General features: G+C 58.0%; 19 protein-coding genes. 5 read left to right on the forward strand and 14 right to left on the reverse strand.

The features are described from left to right. Positions 1–4: 4 nt before the first annotated feature. The 5 genes from FO268_RS14900 to FO268_RS14920 form a co-directional block, all read right to left on the reverse strand. Positions 5–1,402, reverse strand: a complete 1,398-nt coding sequence (locus tag FO268_RS14900; protein ID WP_150994103.1) for an NAD(P)(+) transhydrogenase (Re/Si-specific) subunit beta — start codon at positions 1,400–1,402, stop codon at positions 5–7. A gap of 2 nt (positions 1,403–1,404) precedes the next feature. Continuing rightward, positions 1,405–1,692 carry an NAD(P) transhydrogenase subunit alpha gene (locus tag FO268_RS14905; protein WP_150994104.1) on the reverse strand — a complete coding sequence of 96 codons (288 nt, stop codon included), beginning with the start codon at positions 1,690–1,692 and terminating at the stop codon, positions 1,405–1,407. Then, entirely contained in the window at positions 1,692–2,861 is a 1,170-nt protein-coding gene (locus FO268_RS14910; protein ID WP_150994105.1) for a Re/Si-specific NAD(P)(+) transhydrogenase subunit alpha, read from the reverse strand. The genes FO268_RS14905 and FO268_RS14910 overlap by 1 nt, the downstream gene beginning before the upstream one ends. Further along, a complete protein-coding gene (gene mqo / locus FO268_RS14915) occupies positions 2,858–4,375 on the reverse strand; it encodes a malate dehydrogenase (quinone) (protein WP_150994106.1) in 1,518 nt (505 codons plus the stop codon). The genes FO268_RS14910 and mqo overlap by 4 nt, the downstream gene beginning before the upstream one ends. Positions 4,376–4,552: 177 nt before the next feature. Further along, entirely contained in the window at positions 4,553–5,653 is a 1,101-nt protein-coding gene (locus tag FO268_RS14920) for an oxidoreductase (RefSeq protein ID WP_150994107.1), read from the reverse strand. Between the two features lie 162 nt (positions 5,654–5,815). On the opposite strand from FO268_RS14920, the gene FO268_RS14925 reads away from it, so the two are divergent. The 4 genes from FO268_RS14925 to FO268_RS14940 all read left to right on the forward strand — a co-directional run bounded on the left by FO268_RS14925 (position 5,816) and on the right by FO268_RS14940 (position 10,191). Continuing rightward, positions 5,816–6,034, forward strand: coding sequence for a DUF3565 domain-containing protein (locus FO268_RS14925; RefSeq protein ID WP_150994108.1), 219 nt, complete (start codon positions 5,816–5,818; stop codon positions 6,032–6,034). 185 nt (positions 6,035–6,219) lie between these two features. After that, entirely contained in the window at positions 6,220–8,805 is a 2,586-nt protein-coding gene (locus FO268_RS14930) for a sensor domain-containing protein (RefSeq protein WP_150994109.1), read from the forward strand. 2 nt (positions 8,806–8,807) lie between these two features. Further along, entirely contained in the window at positions 8,808–9,569 is a 762-nt protein-coding gene (locus FO268_RS14935; RefSeq protein ID WP_202336637.1) for an FkbM family methyltransferase, read from the forward strand. Between the two features lie 82 nt (positions 9,570–9,651). Continuing rightward, the gene (locus FO268_RS14940) at positions 9,652–10,191 is read left to right on the forward strand and encodes a cytochrome b (RefSeq protein WP_150994110.1); all 540 of its coding nucleotides are present in this window, start codon (positions 9,652–9,654) and stop codon (positions 10,189–10,191) included. 8 nt (positions 10,192–10,199) lie between these two features. Here FO268_RS14940 and FO268_RS14945 read toward each other — a convergent pair whose 3' ends face one another. The 9 genes from FO268_RS14945 to FO268_RS14980 all read right to left on the reverse strand — a co-directional run bounded on the left by FO268_RS14945 (position 10,200) and on the right by FO268_RS14980 (position 17,608). Beyond that, positions 10,200–10,454 carry a sulfurtransferase TusA family protein gene (locus FO268_RS14945; protein ID WP_150994111.1) on the reverse strand — a complete coding sequence of 85 codons (255 nt, stop codon included), beginning with the start codon at positions 10,452–10,454 and terminating at the stop codon, positions 10,200–10,202. Continuing rightward, positions 10,447–10,572: a hypothetical protein gene (locus FO268_RS23225; RefSeq protein WP_263645072.1), complete on the reverse strand. Its 126-nt coding sequence runs from the start codon at positions 10,570–10,572 to the stop codon at positions 10,447–10,449. Before FO268_RS23225 ends, FO268_RS14945 begins: the two co-directional genes overlap by 8 nt. Beyond that, a complete protein-coding gene (locus FO268_RS14950; protein ID WP_150994112.1) occupies positions 10,569–11,741 on the reverse strand; it encodes a formate dehydrogenase subunit gamma in 1,173 nt (390 codons plus the stop codon). The genes FO268_RS23225 and FO268_RS14950 overlap by 4 nt, the downstream gene beginning before the upstream one ends. An 85-nt stretch (positions 11,742–11,826) precedes the next feature. Further along, on the reverse strand, positions 11,827–12,435 hold the full coding sequence (fdh3B, locus tag FO268_RS14955; protein ID WP_150994113.1) for a formate dehydrogenase FDH3 subunit beta: 609 nt from the start codon (positions 12,433–12,435) through the stop codon (positions 11,827–11,829). A gap of 18 nt (positions 12,436–12,453) precedes the next feature. Further along, entirely contained in the window at positions 12,454–15,339 is a 2,886-nt protein-coding gene (locus FO268_RS14960) for a formate dehydrogenase subunit alpha (protein WP_150994114.1), read from the reverse strand. Positions 15,340–15,429: 90 nt separating this feature from the next. Then, positions 15,430–15,621, reverse strand: a complete 192-nt coding sequence (locus tag FO268_RS14965) for a twin-arginine translocation signal domain-containing protein (protein ID WP_150994115.1) — start codon at positions 15,619–15,621, stop codon at positions 15,430–15,432. A gap of 41 nt (positions 15,622–15,662) precedes the next feature. Continuing rightward, on the reverse strand, positions 15,663–16,274 hold the full coding sequence (locus FO268_RS14970; protein ID WP_150994116.1) for a TorD/DmsD family molecular chaperone: 612 nt from the start codon (positions 16,272–16,274) through the stop codon (positions 15,663–15,665). Positions 16,275–16,400: 126 nt separating this feature from the next. Continuing rightward, a complete protein-coding gene (locus tag FO268_RS14975; protein ID WP_150994117.1) occupies positions 16,401–17,030 on the reverse strand; it encodes a DUF3306 domain-containing protein in 630 nt (209 codons plus the stop codon). Beyond that, positions 17,030–17,608, reverse strand: coding sequence for a DUF3305 domain-containing protein (locus FO268_RS14980; protein ID WP_150994118.1), 579 nt, complete (start codon positions 17,606–17,608; stop codon positions 17,030–17,032). Before FO268_RS14980 ends, FO268_RS14975 begins: the two co-directional genes overlap by 1 nt. A 170-nt stretch (positions 17,609–17,778) precedes the next feature. On the opposite strand from FO268_RS14980, the gene FO268_RS14985 reads away from it, so the two are divergent. Further along, positions 17,779–19,758, forward strand: coding sequence for a 4Fe-4S binding protein (locus tag FO268_RS14985; RefSeq protein WP_150994119.1), 1,980 nt, complete (start codon positions 17,779–17,781; stop codon positions 19,756–19,758). Positions 19,759–19,762 lie beyond the last annotated feature (4 nt).

The following is a 19,762-nucleotide window of genomic DNA, read 5'->3' on the forward strand; positions in this document are numbered from 1 at the left end:
CCTTCTAAAGGTCCTTGATGGCCCGGGTGGTTGCCTGCAATACATCCTTGGCATCGCCCTTGAGCATCAGGCTGTTTTCCTTGATGAAGAGGCTGTTGGGGATGCCGGCAAAACCGGGGGAGAGGCTGCGCTTCACAACGACCACGGTCTTTGCCTTGTGAACATTGAGTATGGGCATGCCGTAGATGGGTGAACTGGGCTCCTCGGCCGCGGCCGGATTGACCACGTCGTTGGCACCGAGAACGATAACCACATCCGCCTGGGGTAGCTCCGGATTAATGGCATCCATGTCCTTGAGTTGGTCGTAGGGAATTTCGGCTTCAGCCAGCAGCACGTTCATGTGCCCGGGCATCCGGCCTGCAACCGGATGGATGGCATAGCTGACACTGGCGCCACGGCTTTCAAGCTGGGACGCCAGCTCCTTGACCGCATGCTGGGCCTGGGCCACAGCCAGACCGTAACCGGGAACCATGACAACCTTGCGAGCGCTATCCAGCAGCAACGCCAGGTCATCAGCGGTGGCGTATTTCACCTTGCCGGCGTAAAAATCACCTTCGTCCTGCGCTTTGGCTCCGCTGCCACTCTGACCAAAAGCACCTCCAAACAGGACATTGGGCAGTGACCGGTTCATGGCCTTGCACATGACCGCCGTCAGGATCAGGCCGGAGGCACCGACCAGTGAGCCGGTGATGATCAGCCCCTGATTGTCCAGCACAAAGCCCGTGGCGGCGCCCGCGAGGCCCGAATAGGCGTTCAGCAGGGCGACAACCACCGGCATGTCAGCGCCACCGATGGGTTGCACCAGGCCTATGCCCAGGAGCAGGCACAGTCCAGCCAGCGCTGCCAGTACCAGGGGCTGAACGCCAGTGCCGGTGGCAAACAGGGCGCTGCCGCCCACAACAGCGATCAATGTGAGCAGGGCGACCGCCTGCCAGGCTCTGTTCCTGCCGGAGTCGCCAATGGTGCCGTGCAGTTTGAGCACGGCAACCAGCGAGCCAGAGAGCGTAACCGCACCAATCACAATCGATACCAGAATCGCCACGGTCCAGCCCGTGCTGCCCAGGTTGTCGGTATTCAGGGCATGAAGCCAGGTGCTGGTGGCGACCGTAACGGACGCGGCACCGCCGACACCATTGAGGCTTGCCACCAGTTCCGGCATCTGTGTCATGGCGGTGCGCCGGGCTAGCCAGACACCAATGGCCGCGCCCAGCAGCATGCCCGCTATGATGGTTGCGTAGTTAATGATTTCCTTGTGCAGCAGCGCGGCAATGACGGCGATGAGCATGCCAACGGCGGCAAGCTGGTTACCCCGGACTGCGGTACTGGGCTTGGTCATACCCTTGATGCCGAGGATAAAGCAAACGGCCGCTGCCAGGTAAGAGAAGTTGATCAGTGCAAACATGGTTATCCCTTCCGCTTGAACATGTTGAGCATCCGGTCTGTGACCAGAAAGCCGGCCACGATGTTGATGCTGGCCAGGGTAACGGCAACAAATCCGAGGGCCCCGGCCACATTGGGTGACAGATCGGTACTGCCAGCGCTGATGATGGCGCCGACAATGACCACGCCCGATATGGCGTTGGTGCCGCTCATCAGCGGCGTGTGCAGGGTGGGGGGCACCTTGTTGATAAGCTCGACGCCGACAAACAGGGCAAGAATGAAAATCGTGAAACTAAGAACAAACATTTCCATCAGGCGGTTTCCTCAGTGTCCGTTTCCGCATTTTCCAGAGCAACGGTTTCCCTGGGCTCCTGACCATGCAGGATCTGGCCCTGATGGACGACTCGTGTTGCGGTGACGATGTCATCCTTCGGGTCGGGTTCAAAGCGCCCTTCGCTGGTCATGTTCAGCAGGAAGCCGGTGATATTCCGGGTCAGGAGCTGTGAGGCGTGCACCGGTACCCTCGAAGGGTGGTTGGCATGGCCCACCAGGGTAACGCCATCCAGGTCCACCTTTTTGTTCAGCACCGTACCTTCGACATTGCCACCTTTGTCAGCGGCAAGATCGACAATGACAGAGCCGCTTTTCATGCGGTGGATCATGTCGCGATCAATCAGCTTTGGCGCCGGTTTTCCCGGTATGGAGGCGGTGGTGATCACCAGGTCTGCCCGGGCCACGCAGTCAGCGAGTTGTTGCCTCTGGGCGGCGTAGAACTCGGCGTTCTGGGCCCTGGCGTAACCGTCGTTCCCGGAGGCCGCCGGTTGTGGAACCTCGATTTCTATAAAATCCGCACCCAGGCTGTTCACCTGCTCCTTTACCTCAGGGCGCAGGTCATAGGCTTCTACCACGGCACCCAGTCGGCGGGCCGTGGCAATGGCCATCAGGCCGGCGACACCAGCCCCGATAACCAGAACGCGGGCCGGGTGGATAGTGCCGGCGGCGGTCATCAGCATCGGGAAGTAACGTGGCAGGGCCATGGCACCACTGAGCACCGCCCGGTACCCGGTGATTCCGGCCATGGCACTGAGTACGTCCATGGATTGGGCGCGGGTGGTACGTGGTACCAGGTCCAGTGCGAATGCCTGTACGGACTGGTCAGCCAGTTGCTGCAGAAGAGGCCGGCTAAACCAGGGGTCGAGCAGGCAGATCAGGGTGGATTCAGGCTGGATCAGGGCGGCTTCATCAGGCTCAGGAGCCCGCACCTTGAGGATGATTTCAGATTGCCGGTAGAGTGCTGCGGCGTCATCGGCGATGATGGCTCCGCAATGTCGGTACTCTTCGTCTGTAAAGTGAGCAGCCAGGCCTGCACCGCTCTCCACGACCACTTCGTAGCCGGATTCCAGTAGTTGCGTTACGCCTGGGGGGATAATCGCGACCCGGTTTTCACCAGCGAGTTTCTCCCGGGGGATACCAATCATCATGCGGAAATGCTCCGTTCAGGGGAAAGTTGTGAGGGGGTGGGCGTCAGTCCCAGGGTTGCCGAGGTGTACTGCCGAACGTCCTCCAGCAGTACGGAATCCTTTTGCAGCGACTGGCCGTAACTGGGAATCAGTGTCTGAAGGGTTTCCAGATGCCTGCCTGTGACCAGTTCGGGCAGGCAGCGCTCGATCACGTTCAGCATTGCGGATACACAGGTGGAGGCGCCCGGGGATGCCCCGAGTAAGGCCGCCATTGATCGGTCGGCTGTTGTGAGCACTTCAGTGCCGAATTCCAGCGTGCCGCGGTTACGACCGTTGGATTTGATGATCTGGACCCGCTGGCCGGCCTGGCGCAGGCGCCATTGTTCCGGTTGCATATCCGGCAGGAATTTACGGAGCTGGTCCAGCCTGGAGTCTCTGGAACTGAGGGCTTCTTTGATCAGATAGCGGGTCAGCGGCCAGTTCGTTGCGGCCACATCCATGAGGTTCTGCAGGTTATGGCCGCGAACGGATTTGACGAGGTCGAACGCCCCTCCGGCCTTCAGGAAGCGGGTGGTGAATCCTGCAAACGGCCCGAACAGCAGGGCTGGCTTGCCATCGATGAAGCGGGTGTCAAGGTGTGGCACCGACATTGGCGGCGCACCCACCGGCGCTTGGCTGTAAACCTTGGCATTGTGAACCATCGCCAGCGACTCGTCCTCACAGGCCAGCCATAGCCCCGAAACCGGGAACCCGCCGTAGCCTTTTGCTTCGGGTACACCGGATTTCTGCAGCAGGTGCAGCGCAGCGCCGCCGGCGCCGACGAACACGAAATCGGCGGTCAGTTCGGTCGTCTTTCCGGACTCAAGGTCTAGTAGTGTGACCAGCCAGCTATTCTGCTTGCGCGTGAGATTGGTAACGCGGGTTTGCAGGCGGATATCCGTGTTTTTCTGCTGGGCCAGGGAATGCCCCAGCAGTCGGGTCAGAGCGCCGAAGTTCACATCACTGCCATGGGCAACGCGGGTGGCGGAGGTGGGTACAATGGATGACCGGGAGCCCGTCACCAGGGGCAGCCAGTCCGACAGGGTGGACGGCCGGCTGGAAAATTCCATGGCTGCGAACAGTGGGTGTGACTGGAGGGCCGAATACCGTTTGTTCAGGTACTGACATGCATCCGCCCCCTGAACCCAGCTTAAATGAGGGACGTTGCGGATAAAGCGATCAGCCCGGGGAAGCACCTTGCGATCAACCAGCGAACTCCAGAACTGCAGAGACACCTCGAACTGTTCGTTGATTTTCAGTGCGCGCTCGATGTCTACCGTGCCATCTGATTTCAGAGGTGTGTAGTTGAGCTCGCAGTAACCGGCATGACCGGTGCCCGCGTTATTCCAGGCATCGGAGCTCTCTTCGCCAAGCTGGCCGGATTGCTCGGCCAGGGTGATAGATCGAGAGTTATCCAACTGGCTGATCAGCGAAGCGAGCGTAATGCTCATAATGCCGCCGCCAATCATCAGAATGTCAGTGTGGTGACTCGCCATATCGTGACCTTTTTGGTAGTGCCCGGAAAAAGGCCTGCTACCTTAGTCTAATGACGAATCACACAAAAACAGATTTAAAAATAAGAATGGATCGAAAAATTCGATGCAATACGATAGGTAATGGCTCATCAGGACCGCCTGAGTAAGGAGATCAGGATGAGCCAGCTGGGTCTGGCTTTAGGCTGCGTTCTGCTTCCGCCACGTCAGTTCGTTGGTGATGGTGGCCTTGGGTTGCAGCATTCCGAAGTCAAGATCGGCAATTTCCTTGCCGTCCTTCAGGCGCTGCACGAAATCCGGATTTGCCAGGGCTTTCTTGCCTACAGCCAGCAAGGCACCGGGGAACTGGTTGGCTAGGTCCTGGTAGTTGGTTTCTTCAATGCCGCCATTTACGATCAGATCAATACCCTGAACGTCAGTGGCAACACTTGCCAGGCTCTGGTCACCATCGGTGAAATGCTGCCGGTTAACATCGCCGTCGGTGGTGTGGACAAAGTCTGCACCGGCATCACGCACGGCTTCGACTATCCGGCGGAAGCCTGCTGCGCCTTCGGGTAACTGGTAGTCAGGGTCGGTCACGGTACCCTGGGAAAGCCGGATGCCGACTGGGTAGTTATCGCCAACGGCCTTGCGAACGGCATGAACTACTTCCACGACCAGGCGCAGGCGGTTCTCCAGTGAGCCGCCATAGTTGTCATCGCGTCTGTTGAAATACGTGCTCAGGAACTGGTTAAGCAGGTAACCGTTGGCACCGTGAATTTCGATGCCATCGAAGCCAGCGGCTTTGGCATTCACAGCGGATTGGGCGAAGCCTTCAATGGCTGTCTGGATATCGGCCGCAGTCATGGTAGTGGGTGTTTGCCAGGCCGTCTGGTCGCCGTAAAAGCTCAGGGGGGCGCCCTTGGGTGCAACCTCACTGGGGCCGATCGGCTGGTCGGTGTAATGGTTGGCCTGAAATTGGGCCCCGGCATGCATGAGCTGGACAAAGATCTTGCTGCCCGCTGCATGAACACGGTTAACAATTGTCGCCCAGCCCTCTATGTGGGCGTCGTTGATAATACCCGGCTGATTTGCGTAGCCCTGGCTGGCTTTGTTGTCAGTGTATGTACCCTCGGTGATCACCAGGCCAAATCCACCTTTGGCGTAGCCTTCATAATGATCGGCCATAAGAGTGTTCGGCGTGCCATCGGCCTCTGCGCTGGTGCGCGTCATGGGGGCCAGAGCAAACCGGTTCGGCACTTCAATGGATTGGAAACTGACAGGCTGCATTTCGTCGCTCATAGGAACCCCTTAGGTTGTTGGAAAGCTACAGGCTCTGCATTCTCCGCGGGGCCAGAGAATTCTTAAACCGAAGATAATTGACCTAGCTCGTCAGTATTTTTGAACGAATGATCAAGTGGCTGTTTTTGCGGCAGCAATGGAAGACCGGTATAGACTGGGGGTATGAAACAACCCATCACCGGCTACCATAAAGATGAAGAAAACCACTGGGTCGCTCAGTTGGCGTGCGGCCATAACCAGCATGTGCGCCATACGCCGCCGTGGGTGAACCGCCCCTGGGTCACCACGGAGGAGGGGCGGGAGTCGATGCTGGGGTTTGAGCTTGACTGCAGGAAGTGTGACGAGGGTGCGCCGAAAGATGAGAGAGGCGAACACCATTGATAATCTGTCATCTCACAGATGGAGGTCCACGGCGGCAGATAGAGTATAGTTAACGGGCACGCCTTCAGGACTTCAAGTATTGTGAAGATCTTTGCGTAAGTACTCTGACAGTTCTCTTGGCAGTCTTTGCGTCTGGACTGACAGGCAGGCTGGCGGAACGGCGTTCGAATCTTTAGGTGGAGGCTATGAAAGGAGTTGACCATCAGAATGTGTTACGCACACATGAGGCGGAGTTCCGGACGCTGGTCGAAACCATGCCGCAAATTGTCTGGGTCACCCTCCCCGATGGGCGCCACATCGACTTCAATCAACACTGGCTGGATTTTACCGGGCTGACACTTGAAGAGAGCCTCGGACACGGCTGGAACCCGCCTTTCCACCCGGAAGACCGAGAGCTTGCTGCAGAACGCTGGCGGCAAGCGATCAACAGTGGCGAACCCTATGAGATCGAGTACCGGCTACGTCGGTGGGACGGGGTTTATCACTGGATGCTCGGCAGGGCACTGCCCATGCGCGATGCTGAGGGCAACATCATCAAGTGGTTTGGCACCTGCACGGACATTGACGATCTCAAGCGAACCCAGGAGCGCCTGGATGAGGCCCAGCGCATCGGGAAGATCGGGGATTGGGAATACAATCTCGTCACAGAAGAGACCACCTGGTCACCGGAGGTCTACAGGATATTCGGAAGAGACATCCGGCTCGGCCCACCCCGAACCTTCCATGACAGCGCGGCTCTCTATGATGCTGAAAGTGCCGTTCTTCTGGAAGAAATGATCAGCCTGGGAATCGCCTCGGGCGAAGCTCAACAATTTGACCTTCGAACAAAGGGGGTCGACGGCAAACAGTCTTATGTCCAGATCGTTGCGGTCCCAAGGAAAGATGGTCATGGTCAGGTGGCAGGTCTTTTTGGCACCGTTCAGGACATTTCCGAACGCAAACATGCAGAACTGGCGCTGCACGACAGGGCCCAGCAACAACTGCTCGTCGCAGCGCTTGGACGGTTTGCACTGTCCGCCGCGAGTCTTGACGATGTGTATGCCGAAGCTGCGTCAACCATCACGAAAGGGCTGAATGTGGAGTTCAGCAACGTCCTGCTGCTGAACGGGCTTCAAAACCCCCTGGTTCTGAAGGCCGGTATCGGATGGGGGCCAGGATGGGTCGGGCGCCAGGTGGACGACCCAATGGAGCAGACACAAACTCATCGGGTTCTTGCCTCCCGAGAACCGGTCATCATTCATGATTTCGGTAACGATTCGCGATTCACTCCCTCCGAACTCCTCTCCTCCCATGGTGTGGTCAGCGGCGTCGAGGTGCTGGTTGGGGGAACTGAAAGGCCGGTTGGTGTTCTGGGCGCTTACGCCAGTACGCCCCGTAAATTCTCAACCGATGATGTCGGTTTTCTGCAAGGGGTTGCCAATATTCTTGGTGCTGCAGCCGAACGCCAACGGGCCAATGCCCAGCTTAGCCACATGGCTCTTCATGATCCGCTCACAGACTTGCCAAACCGTCTGCTCTTAATCGATCGGCTCAATATAGCCCTGTCGCATGCGCAGCGGCATGATCAGCAGGTTGCGCTCCTTTTCCTGGACCTCGACCGGTTCAAGCATGTGAATGACGTATTCGGGCATGCCCTGGGCGACCATGTTCTTCATGAGGTGGCGAAGCGCCTCTCCCACTGCGTCCGCTCAGAGGATACGGTAAGCCGACAAGGCGGCGACGAGTTTATTGTGGCCCTGACGGGCATTGACGAAGAAAAGGATGCCGCCCTTATCGCTGAGAAGGTTCTCGCTGCCATTACCTCCCCCTTTGTTCTGGAAGGGACCGAAATTATCCTGGGCATCAGTATCGGGATTGCGTGTTTCCCCCGCGATGGCGAGGACGCAGAAGCGTTGCTGCGTAATGCAGATGCGGCAATGTACGTTGCCAAGGACCTGGGGCGTAACGGTTACCAGTTTTACGCGCCTGAAATGAACATGCGAGGGCTCGATCGTTTAACCCTGGAAAGCGACCTGCATCGTGCCATCGAACGTGATGAGCTGTTTCTGATGTATCAGCCCCAACTTGACCTCAACACCGGAGAGGTTGTCGGCCTGGAAGCGTTGGTTCGATGGCAGCATCCATCCCGGGGGCTGATATCCCCCGCCCAGTTTATCCCTATTGCGGAGATCTGTGGCCTGATCACCCCGGTGGGGGACTGGGTGCTGGAGTCCGCCTGCAACCAGCATGTTCGCTGGGTCTCTCAGGGTTTGATAAAAGGGACTATGGCGGTCAACATCTCGGCCCATCAATTCCGCCAGGCTGACTTCTGTGATCGGGTAAACGATGTGCTTTTACGTACAGGACTTAAGCCTGATCTACTGGAACTGGAGGTCACGGAAAGCGTGGTGATGCATGGCATTGACCAGGTTCTGCACAAGCTCAACATACTTCGTGAATTGGGTGTCACGCTTGCCATAGACGACTTCGGAACCGGCTATTCAAGCCTGAGTTACCTGAAGCAGTTCCCGCTCCATCGGTTAAAAGTCGATCAGTCATTCACCTGGGGGCTACCCGCTGATCTGGAAAGCAGCGCAATTGCCGAAGCGATCATCCAGATGGGGCACAGTCTGGGACTGGACGTATTGGCTGAGGGAATCGAGACCATGGCGCAGGTAACGAATCTACAATCCCTGGGGTGCGACGCCGGGCAAGGTTTTCTGTACGCCAAGCCGCTTTCGGCCGAGGAGTGCGGGGAATATCTTCTTGAGGCCGAAAGCAACAGGAGCTGACCTTGCCCGTTGCCATTACCGACCAACTGAACCGCGGGTGGGGACTGCTACGCTCCCTGTTCATCTATCGACGCCCCGGGCGCCAGAAGTCTCTACGCCGTCTCTACCGTGAATTTATCCGGCCCGGGGATCTGGTATTCGACATCGGCGCTCATCTTGGGGACCGCAGCTCCGCGTTTGCCGCGCTGGGAGCGCGGGTGGTGGCGTTGGAACCGCAGCCACAGTTGCTGAGTTGGCTTCGGCGGCTCACGCGGCATCAACCCGAAGTGGTGTGCCTGCCACTGGCCGTGGGGCGGGCCCCGGGTAACGCCGAACTGGCACTGAGCTTGCGCAATCCTACCGTGGCCTCACTGGACAGCCGTTGGCGTGAACACCTGTGTACAACAACTGCCGGTTTCCGGCACGTGCGCTGGGAGGACTCGGTTACCGTCACCGTCACCACCCTGGACGAGCTGATACGAGAATATGGCCGCCCCAGCTTTTGCAAAATTGACGTGGAAGGTTTTGAGGCGGAGGTGTTGGCGGGGCTGAACCAGCCGCTGCCGGCCCTGTCTTTTGAATTCGTGAACGGCGTGCTGGATCAGGTGCCGCCCTGCCTTGAGGAGCTTGAGCGACTGGGGCGGTACGAGTTCAATGTTATTGCTGGCGAGCGGCGCTGGTTTATCTGGTCTTCATGGCAGAAGCCGGACTCACTCCGGCGTTGGATTGATGCGGGAGCTGACGAAATCGCCTCGGGGGATATTTATGCGCGGCTTCTCACATGAACACTCCTCTTGCGGACTACCCGAATAAATCCGATGATGGATTCAGCACCGAAGCGAAAGGGACTGACGTGGAGGGAAGAGTATGCCGCAGGTTCAGAAATACCCCGCAGGCTGGCGGGTACTGCATTGGGTAATTGCGCTGCTGGTTCTGACGCTGTTACCTGTTGGGCTCTGGATGGCTTCACGCGCGGAAGCGGACATCTGGGGAGCGCTGACAAATACCTTGTACAGTGTGCACAAAGCAATCGGCTTCAGCGTGCTGTTGCTGATGATTCTTCGAATCGTGGTGAAAATCCGGTTAAAGGGCCCGCCATACCCGGCAGAGATGCCACGCACATTGCAGATTGCCGCCAAGAGCGTGCATCACCTCATGTATGTAATGCTGGTAATAACACCGTTGTTTGGCTGGGCCGGTGTGACGGCGTATCCGGCTCTGGCCATAGTGGGCGATTTCAAACTGCCCGCCATGCCTTTTGTACCTGAGGACGAAGAATTGGCTGGCACCCTGTTCTACATACACGGGTGGCTTGCCATAACGTTGAGTGTGCTGATTGCAGGCCATATCGCGGCAGCTTTACGCCATTTGTTGCGCAAAGACGGTATTTTTCAACGGATGGTTTGAAAAGGCAACTACGCCAGACGGATCCTGTACCGGAGGACGCCAGCGTCTTCTTCGCGGACCCATTCAATCCTGTGGCCGGTCAACTCACACAGTACCTGCAAGTCCCGGCGGCCACTGGGGTCATCGGCCAGGAAGTCGACCTGCGTGCCGCTGGGTAAATGTTGAGTGCGTTTTTTGAAACGCAAAATGGGAAGCGGGCACACCAGGCCGACAGCGTCGACCAGATGTACCTCCTGATGTGCTTCTGATTGATCATCAGTCAAGCCGCACGCTCTCACTGCTGTATTGCTCCGCTGAAGACCACCCGAACTGCTCCAGAACGACCGGAGCGAGTGCGGCGATCACCAGGGCGGCGACAAATCCCAGAATCATGACTTTCACGGTGATTCTCCCTTGCCTTGTTTGGCCTGACGCTCTTCCACCCACAGATCGTGGTGTTGGCGAGCCCACGCCAGGTCAACATGACCGTCACCCATGGCATCGTACGCGCCTTCCATACCAACCGTACCGATATATATGTGTGCGATGATGGCCAGCATCATCAGGAACGCCACAATCGAGTGCCAGATGTTGGATAACTGCATCTCTTCATGAGGTGCCAGGGCTGTCGGGAAATCGGTTCCCAGGACGCTGTTGATGACTTCAAAGGTTGAGGCAAACATCGGCATTTCAAACGGAAACAGCAGCGACAGGCCCGACAGGGAGACTGAAAAGCCCAGTATCATTACAGTCCAGAAGATAATTTTCTGGCCGGCATTAAACTTCTTTGCCGAAGGGTGGGAATTGGTAAAGATACCTCCGCCCGCCTTGAGCCAATGCCAGTCCAGCTTGTTGGGGATGTTGTGTGCCACCCACATAACGAACGTCATCACCAGGCCCAGCATAAAGGCCCAGGCGATGTTGTTGTGAAGCCACTTCGAGCCGATAGCCAGAGGGGAAAAGGCTTCCTGTCCTATAACAGGAATCAGGAAACTGCGCCCCATGAGGGTGAGCAGCCCCGTCAGGGCCAACGCAATGAACGAGCCGGCCAACAGCCAGTGGCCAAATCGTTCGATGGCCTTGAAGCGTTCAATCTTGGTGCCTGAAGGGCCGCCGTCGATCTTGATTCTGCCGCGAACAAAGTAGAACACCACCAGCAGCAACAGGAAGGCCAGGATTGCACCACCGCCATAGGTGATGACCGGCCCTCTCCGTAACTCATACCAGGGCATGCCTCCGTCCTGAATGAGGACGTCGACTGCAGGCCCCCGAACCTGGGTGCTGGTTTCAATCTCGTTGTAACGAACGCCTCGCCAGATCTCGGGCTGAGAACGTCCTCCGAGGGTGCCCAGTTGCTCATTGATCGGCGCCGCGCGGGCAGGATCACCCAGGTTTTCTGACCGGAAGGACTCGTCAACTTTCAACTGCTCCTGACGAGCCATGATGTCTTCCAGGGTCTGAGCCCCCCCGGTACTTGTCCGATCAACCTCGGGGGCTTCTTGTGCCCAACCCGGGTTGGTAAACAGTGTCGCCAGTACAAGAACCGCGGCACCGATTATTTTAACGTTCATGAGAGCGCTCCAGCGGAATGAACAAAAAGAATCCATTGCCTCAATGAATTCCGGGGCGCAGAGGCCCCGGATTCATCAGGTGGGCTCAAGCGCCCTTCTTCTCATAGGCTGTGCCCCATCCCCAGGCGCCTGAACCGAAACCGCGGTTCACCACACGCTGGCGATAGATGTCTGCCACGTCGTTGCCATCACCGGCCAACAACGCTTTGGTCGAGCACATTTCCGCACAGATCGGCAGCTTGCCCTCCGCAATACGGTTGCGACCGTACTTGTTGAATTCGGCTGTCGAATTGTCTTCCTCAGGACCACCTGCACAGAACGTACATTTGTCCATCTTGCCACGGCTGCCAAAGTTACCCGCTTGCGGGAACTGCGGCGCGCCAAAGGGGCAAGCGTAAAAACAATACCCACAACCAATACACAGGTCCTTGGAGTGCAACACGATTCCGTCTTCGGTCTGGTAGAAGCAATCCGTCGGACAGACGGCCATACAAGGCGCGTCTGAACAGTGCATGCAAGCTACCGAGATCGAGCGCTCGCCAGGTTTGCCATCTTCGATGGTTACCACGCGGCGACGGTTGATGCCCCAGGGAACTTCATGCTCATTCTTACAGGCCGTAACGCAGGCATTGCATTCGATGCAGCGTTCGGCATCGCAAAGGAATTTTGCGCGTGCTTGTCCTTCAAGTGCCATTTTGTACACCTCTTATTGTTATGCCGGCGTAATCGCACACAGGGTGCATTTTGTCTCTTGCATCTGCGTGACCGAGTCATACCCGTATGTCTGAACCGTATTAGTGGATTCCCCCAGAACATAGGGGTCGGCACCCTTGGGATACTTGTCCCTTAAATCCTTACCTTCCAGGTGTCCACCGAAGTGGAAGGGCATAAAGGCTACGCCTTCGCCGACACGTTCTGTGATCATCGCCTTCACCTTGATGCGTGCGCCTTCAGGGCCGGCGACCCAGACATCCTCCCCGTCACGGAGATTCAGGTTATTGGCATCGCGCGGATTCACCTCGATGAACATGTCCTGCTGCAGTTCTGCCAGCCAGGGGTTTGACCTGGTCTCGTCACCACCGCCCTCATACTCAACCAGTCGGCCGGAGGTCAGAATGATGGGGAAGTCCTTGCTGAAATCCTTCTTCTGAATGGACTCGTACAGGGTCGGGACACGCCAGAAGTGCTTGTCTTCATAGGTCGGATAATCTTCCACCAGATCACGGCGATTGGTGTACAGGGGTTCGCGGTGAAGCGGCACGGGGTCCGGGAAGTTCCAGACGATAGCGCGGGCCTTGGCGTTACCAAAGGGTGCGCACTCGTGCTTGATCGCAACACGCTGGATACCGCCTGACAGATCGGTCTTCCAGTTGGTCTCGGGGCCCGCAACCGCGTCAATGCTGGCACGCTCTTCGTCCGTCAGGTCACCATCCCAGCCCAGGTCCATCAACATCTGCATGGTGAACTCGGGATACCCGTCCTTGATCTCGGAGTTTTTCGAGTAGACGCCTTCAGCAAGCAGGTTATCGCCGTCACGCTCGACACCAAATCGGGCACGGAATGTCAGGCCGCCCTCGGAAACCGGCAGGGACATGTCGTACAGATTCGGAGTTCCCGGATGGTTCATCTCGGCGGTGCCCCAGCATGGCCACGGCATACCGTAGATATCACCATCGCAGGGCCCTCCCGTCGCACGCAAGGTAGTCCTGTCGAAGTGGTGCTGGTTCGCCATGTGCTTTTTGAGGCGATCAGGCGATTGTCCGGTGTAGCCGATTGTCCACATGCCGCGGTTGAACTCGAGCGTGATGTCCTCGATGACCGGCTCGTCGCCTTCAATGGCAATGTTGCGGAACATGCGATCGGTAAACCCGAACTTGTCCGCAAACAGCTTCATGATTTCGTGATCGACCTTCGAGTCAAACAGCGGCTCGATGACCTTTTCACGCCACTGGAGCGACCGGTTGGAAGCGGTTACTGAGCCTGAGGTCTCGAACTGGGTTGTTGCTGGCAACAGGTAGGCACCGTCCTTGCGGTCGTGCAGCACCGCGGAGACGGTGGGGAAGGGGTCCACGACGACCAGCAGGTCCAGTTTTTCCATGGCCTCCTTCATTTCCAGCATACGGGTTTGCGAGTTGGGGGCGTGGCCCCAGAGAACCATGGCCCGGGTGTTGTCGGGCTGGCCCAGGTTTTCCTTGGCTTCCAGAACACCATCAATCCAGCGGGAAACGGGAATGCCTTTCTCGTTCATCATCGCGCGGGACTTGCCATCTTTGTCCCAGGTCGCAAAGCGACCCTTGAGCCATTCCAGATCTTCGTCCCAGACACGGGCCCAGTGAGCCCAGGAGCCAGCGGCCAGGCCGTAGTAGCCGGGCAGGGTATCGGCAAGTACGCCCAGGTCTGTGGCACCCTGAACGTTATCGTGGCCACGGAAGATGTTGGTGCCGCCGCCGGGGACGCCCATGTTACCCAGCGCCAGCTGCAACACGCAGTAAGCACGGGTGTTGTTGTTACCGTTGGTGTGCTGTGTGCCACCCATACACCAGATCACGGTGCCCGGACGGTGATTGGCCAGGGTACGCGCGACGCGTTCGAGCTGTGCACCCGGCGTGCCGGTAACGCGTTCCACTTCCTCAGGGTTCCAGCGCTTCACCTCTTCACGGATGTCGTCCATGCCGTACACTCGGGTGCGGATGAACTCCTGGTCTTCCCAGCCGTTCTCAAAGATGTGCCATAACAGGCCCCAGATCAGCGCGACGTCTGTGCCCGGCCGGAATCGCACATATTCATCAGCATGCGCCGCAGTTCGTGTGAAACGCGGGTCACAGACAATGAGCGGCGCGTTGTTCTGTTCCTTGGCTTTGAGGATGTGCAGCAGCGACACCGGGTGTGCTTCTGCGGGGTTACCCCCGATCAGGAAGATCGCTTTGGAATTGTGGATGTCGTTGTACGAGTTGGTCATCGCCCCATAGCCCCAGGTATTGGCTACGCCGGCGACCGTCGTTGAGTGACAGATCCGGGCCTGGTGATCGACGTTGTTGGTGCCCCAGTAGGCGGCAAATTTGCGGAACAGGTAGGCCTGTTCGTTGTTGAACTTTGCGCTTCCAAGCCAGTAGACCGAGTCAGGGCCGCTCTCATCGCGGATCTGCAACATCTTGTCGCCGATCTCGTTGATCGCCTGGTCCCAGGGAATCTTCTGCCATTGGCCATTGACCATCTTCATGGGGTATTTCAGGCGGCGTTCACCATGACCGTGCTCTCGCACCGAGGCGCCCTTGGCACAGTGGGCACCCATATTAAAGGGGCTGTCCCAGCCGGGCTCCTGGCCCGTCCATACGCCATTCTGAACTTCGGCTTCAACCGTGCAGCCGACCGAACAGTGGGTACACACCGATTTCTTCCGAACGACTTCGCCCCCCTCCGTTGATGGGGTGGCTGCCTTGACGCGCGTGGACGGCAGCGATAAAGCTGCCAGGCCTCCCACTGCGACGCCAGAGGCCGTCAGGAATCCCCTGCGGTCCATAGTCGTTGCGGCGAGGGATGAAAGTAAAGATCCCGCACGGGAGCCTTTCGCTACCCCGTTTGTTTTCTTCCTCAACATGTCTCGTACCTCTCTCTTTTTGTTATTCTCGTTTTCCGGGAACTGCGGTCACTCAAGAGCCTTTCGCAACCTTGAATGACTCACGCTTCCTCAAAAGCGAGCCGATTCCAGATACTTTCGTGTGTGCTCAGTGTCACGTAGACCGCTGCTTTTAGGGGCGTCTGCAGAGACGACCTCGGCTGCGGCGTTCGGTGCTACTGCCACGGCAACGGCAGCCGGAACTGCTGTTGCTGCCATCCGCAAGAAGCGGCGACGGCTGTTATCACGCTGTTGGTTGTCCATAGGACACCTCCACCCGGGTTAAGGGATCCGGCAGATCCCGGTTATTGAAGTGCAAACGCCTCGGCCTCTACGGCCATGAAAGCCCGACCCAACGAGCCAACAGGCGCGTAGAAAATCGCGGTTTGCGCTTTCTCCAAATCGGTAAAAAATAACGCCGCCCACTTTGCCAGGTGCGCGTCAAAAAAGGTCTTTTGAGACGACAGGCCACTGTCGCACTCGAACTCGCCCGTAATAATGCCCGCCATGATTTCACACAGCGTGCCGATGTGATCTTCCGGTTCCTTGATGTCGTCACTGGCTTTGATGCCCCTGGCCATCAGATCGCCACGCAAATCCGCCAGGGGCTTCTCATTCAGGAAACCGGTGAGGTAATAACTCGCGTAGGGGAGCAGTTCGCCACGGCCGACGCCGATAAAGAGGTTGTTGTATTCCCGGTTGGCGTCTTCAGGGGAGGTGCGCTCGGCAAGGGCCGCCAGTGTTCTGGAGGCGGACCCCAGCGTGGTTTCATCGCCCTTCAAAGATGCCAGCCCCCGGAGTAGCTCACCCGTAGGTGGGCCGCTCAGCAAGACACCGAGCAACTGATACATCTGGGCCCGGGCGCGCTCTTCGTCGGTGATAGAACGGGGGCACTGAATTTCAGCCGTGTTGTTCAAATCTTTGTCCTTTATGTTATTTTTGTGCGTTTTTCGCGACACTAATTTATGGACATTTGTTCATTCTTTATACGCCCAATCAGGTTCGTGAGCAATTGCACTTCCAATCGTGTCTGATAGCCAAAACTAATGATCAAAACGCATCCGGGGACGATAGCGCGGTTCCGGTTCCGCCTCAGCCTGAGGCGCCCCGACATCCGTGTGCCCAGCAGTGATCGTGTGCCCGACTGCGAGTTCGGGCTCTGAGCTCTCAGCCGGCTCTTTATTTTCAGGTACCCCTGCAGGAATGCCAGCTTCTGACGCCTCGGCGGGCTCCTTAATCTGATCCCCGGCCTGACCATCCGTTTTCTCAGCCACGGCTGGTGTTCTGTCAAAACCCTGCCCCACCTTGTACAAGGTTTTCATGGCGTTGGTCGCAACGGCAGCGTCGGTATAATCTTCGTCGTAATCATTGAGGCCGTCGAGCACCGCCAGTACGGGGTTGGATCTCCAGAGGGAGCGCAGGGCCCTGCGGCGCAGGAGTTCCGGAATCTCTTTTTTCATGAATCCGGTAATGTCGGTGCCCAGCTCGATGGCATCCGGGTCCGGAAGATCGTACTTCTGCAATACCTCCTGTTCAGGCAGGGCTTCATTGACAGCAAGTTCCTGCTCTTCGGGGGAGGGCTCGGGCTCGATGACCGAAGGAGGGGGAAGCTCGGCCTCTTTGCTGGCGCCGGTTTTTCTTCGCGACCAACGCTGTAACCGTGACTCAGCCATCAGTGCACTCCCGGTTTTTTCATGTCTGAGGGGGCACGGAAAACATCGCTTTGCTGACGAATACGGGCATCGCCTTTGCCGTCTTCACTGCCATCAACACGGACCTCGTCACGGCGGCGCTTCTTGAAAGGCTCTTCGATATAGTGCATGTCGACAAATTCTTTGATCCAGGCCGCCATGGACTCGGGAATCGGCACTGCCTCGACGATGCTTTCGCCGCTGTCCAGAGCATCCAGGGCTTCATGGGCACTGGCGGTAACGGTGCTGACAACCCATCCTGACGGAGACTGGCTGGTCTGGTCTTTGTCCATTACGATCCAGACGGAGGGGGAGGCCATGTTCAGGGAGACAAGGTAACCTTCCACATCGGCGCGAAATAACTCCATCGCCACTGTGGCCGCGTGATAATCGACGGTTTCGCCCTCGCGGAGCAGTTCTTTCCAGAACGCCTCCGGCGCGCCCGGTATCACCGCCACTGGCTTCCAGACCTCACGAGCCCATTGTGTTACGCCAGGGGACCGGCGAACCACGGCACCGACTTTCAACTCGCGCTTCCAGCTAGCTACATTACGGCTCATGACAGATCTCTTTACTGCGGCTGATGCGACAGCTCTACTTTCTATGAAGCTAGCAGAGCCCCGGCAATTAGCCAATTATTCAATTGTCGAAGGACAAACGGGTGTGGCATCCTCGATGAACGGCATTGAACATGTATACGTATAAAAATAACTACAAGAGCAGAATCCTGATGAGCGCACCCAAGACCCTACTGATATGTTCCTGCGACAAGACCCAGTCTCTTGATCCTGAGGTATTGCGAACGGCCGCGGCAGCTGAGCAGGTGATCATGGTGGATCAACTGTGCGGCGCCGACATGAAGACGGCGGCCGAGTACCTGAGCGGCAGTCATGAGCTGCTTATCGCCTGCCGCCAACAGGCCGCCCTGTTCGAGCGTCTGAGCGAGGACGTAGAGGCTGAAACCGGGCAGTCCGCTCCGCTGAGTACCATCGACATCCGGGATCGCGCTGGCTGGAGTGCGTCCAGCGCAAAGCCCGGGCGCCTGCACGCCAAGCAGGCGGCGCTGCTGGCCGCCGCTCAGATACCGGCTCCTGTGGCGCCCGTGAAAACGATTCAGTCCAGCGGCGTGTGTTGCATTATTGGCCCCACCGAGCAGGCCATCAGAATGGCCGAGCTGGTACAGGACGAACTGGGCGTTACCTGTATCGTCAATGATGCGGGGCCGATACAGCTCCCCTCCGCCGGTTACGACTTTGCCAAAGGTCGGTTGACGGGCGCCTATGGCGCACTGGGCAACTTCAAACTGGAGTTTGCCCAGCTACAGGCCCTGAATCCCTCGGGCCGTGGCCAGCTCGGGTATGGCGAGGTCAAAGCTACCGCCAGTAGTGAGTGCGATGTGTTTATCGATTTGCGTGGTGGTGCGCCAGCGTTTCCCCACCATGAAAAACGCAACGGCTACTTCTGGGCTGATCCGGCCAAAACCGGCGAGTTGGAGCGTATCGCCCTGACGGCCAGGGACCGGGTTGGTGAATTTGAGAAAACCGTGTACTTCAACCTGGAAACCTCCCTGTGTGCCCACTCACGGGCGAATCAGCCCGGTTGCACTCGCTGTCTGGATGTTTGCAGCACCGAGGCGATTTTCTCTTTCGGGGAACATGTGCAGATTGATTCTGATATTTGCGCTGGCTGCGGGACCTGTGCGGCGGTTTGCCCTACCTCTGCCATCACCATGAACGAAACCCCCTTCGAGGCCCTGACCCAGGCCATGGACGTTATGGCCCGGGTCTATCGCGAGCATACCGGGGAATCCCCGCGCCTGGTTATTCATACTCTGGGCGCTGGTGCTGACGCCATTGCTTACCTGGCAAGGTACCACGATGGATTGGCGGACGACCTGCTTCCGCTGGGGCTGGAACAGGTCGACCGTATCGGCCACGCAGAGATTATGGCCGCCTTCGGCGCGGGTTATGCCGAAGTCCTGCTCCTGGCGGACAGCGAGCTGGATCGCCGGGCAGTTGCTTCGGAAGTTGAACTCGCACAGGCAATGTTGAAAGGTACCAAAAACTCTCCCGGCCGGGTCCGGGTAATCGCAGCCGAAGAGCTTGGCGAGGCCGGAGACAACGCCGGGCGCGTGAGCGAACCGGTTCTGCTGGTCGGCGGCCGCCGGGACATCACGCGGGTCACCGTCGCTGCCATGGCGAACAGGATCGAGGCACCGATCCCCCTGCCAGCGGGCGCACCCTACGGCGCGATCGAGATCAACTCCGACAAATGCACGCTCTGTCTGGCCTGCGTGTCGCTGTGTCCCACTGGTGCCCTTGGTGATCATCCGGACCGGCCGGAGGTTCAGTTCACCGAAAATGCCTGCGTTCAGTGCGGCGTCTGCGAGAGCACCTGTCCGGAGACGGCTATCACCCTGGTACCCCAGCTGGATGTGTCGAAAGATGCCCTGAGTCCGCGGGCACTGCATGGGGAGGAGCCGTTTGAATGTATCAAATGTGGCAGGCCCTTTGGCGTAGCAAGTACGATTAACCGAATCGTTGAAAAGCTGGAAAACAAACACTGGATGTACACCAAGTCTGACAATGTTCAGCTCATCAAGATGTGTGACGACTGTCGCGTCAATGCCCAGTTCCATGGGGAGACCGCGCCCATGGCCGGAGGCGAGCGTCCCCGGGTTCGTACCAGTGACGACTACCTCGACAGCTGAAAAA

The organism is Marinobacter denitrificans, from assembly GCF_008795955.1.
Classification (GTDB): Bacteria; Pseudomonadota; Gammaproteobacteria; order Pseudomonadales; family Oleiphilaceae; genus Marinobacter; species Marinobacter denitrificans.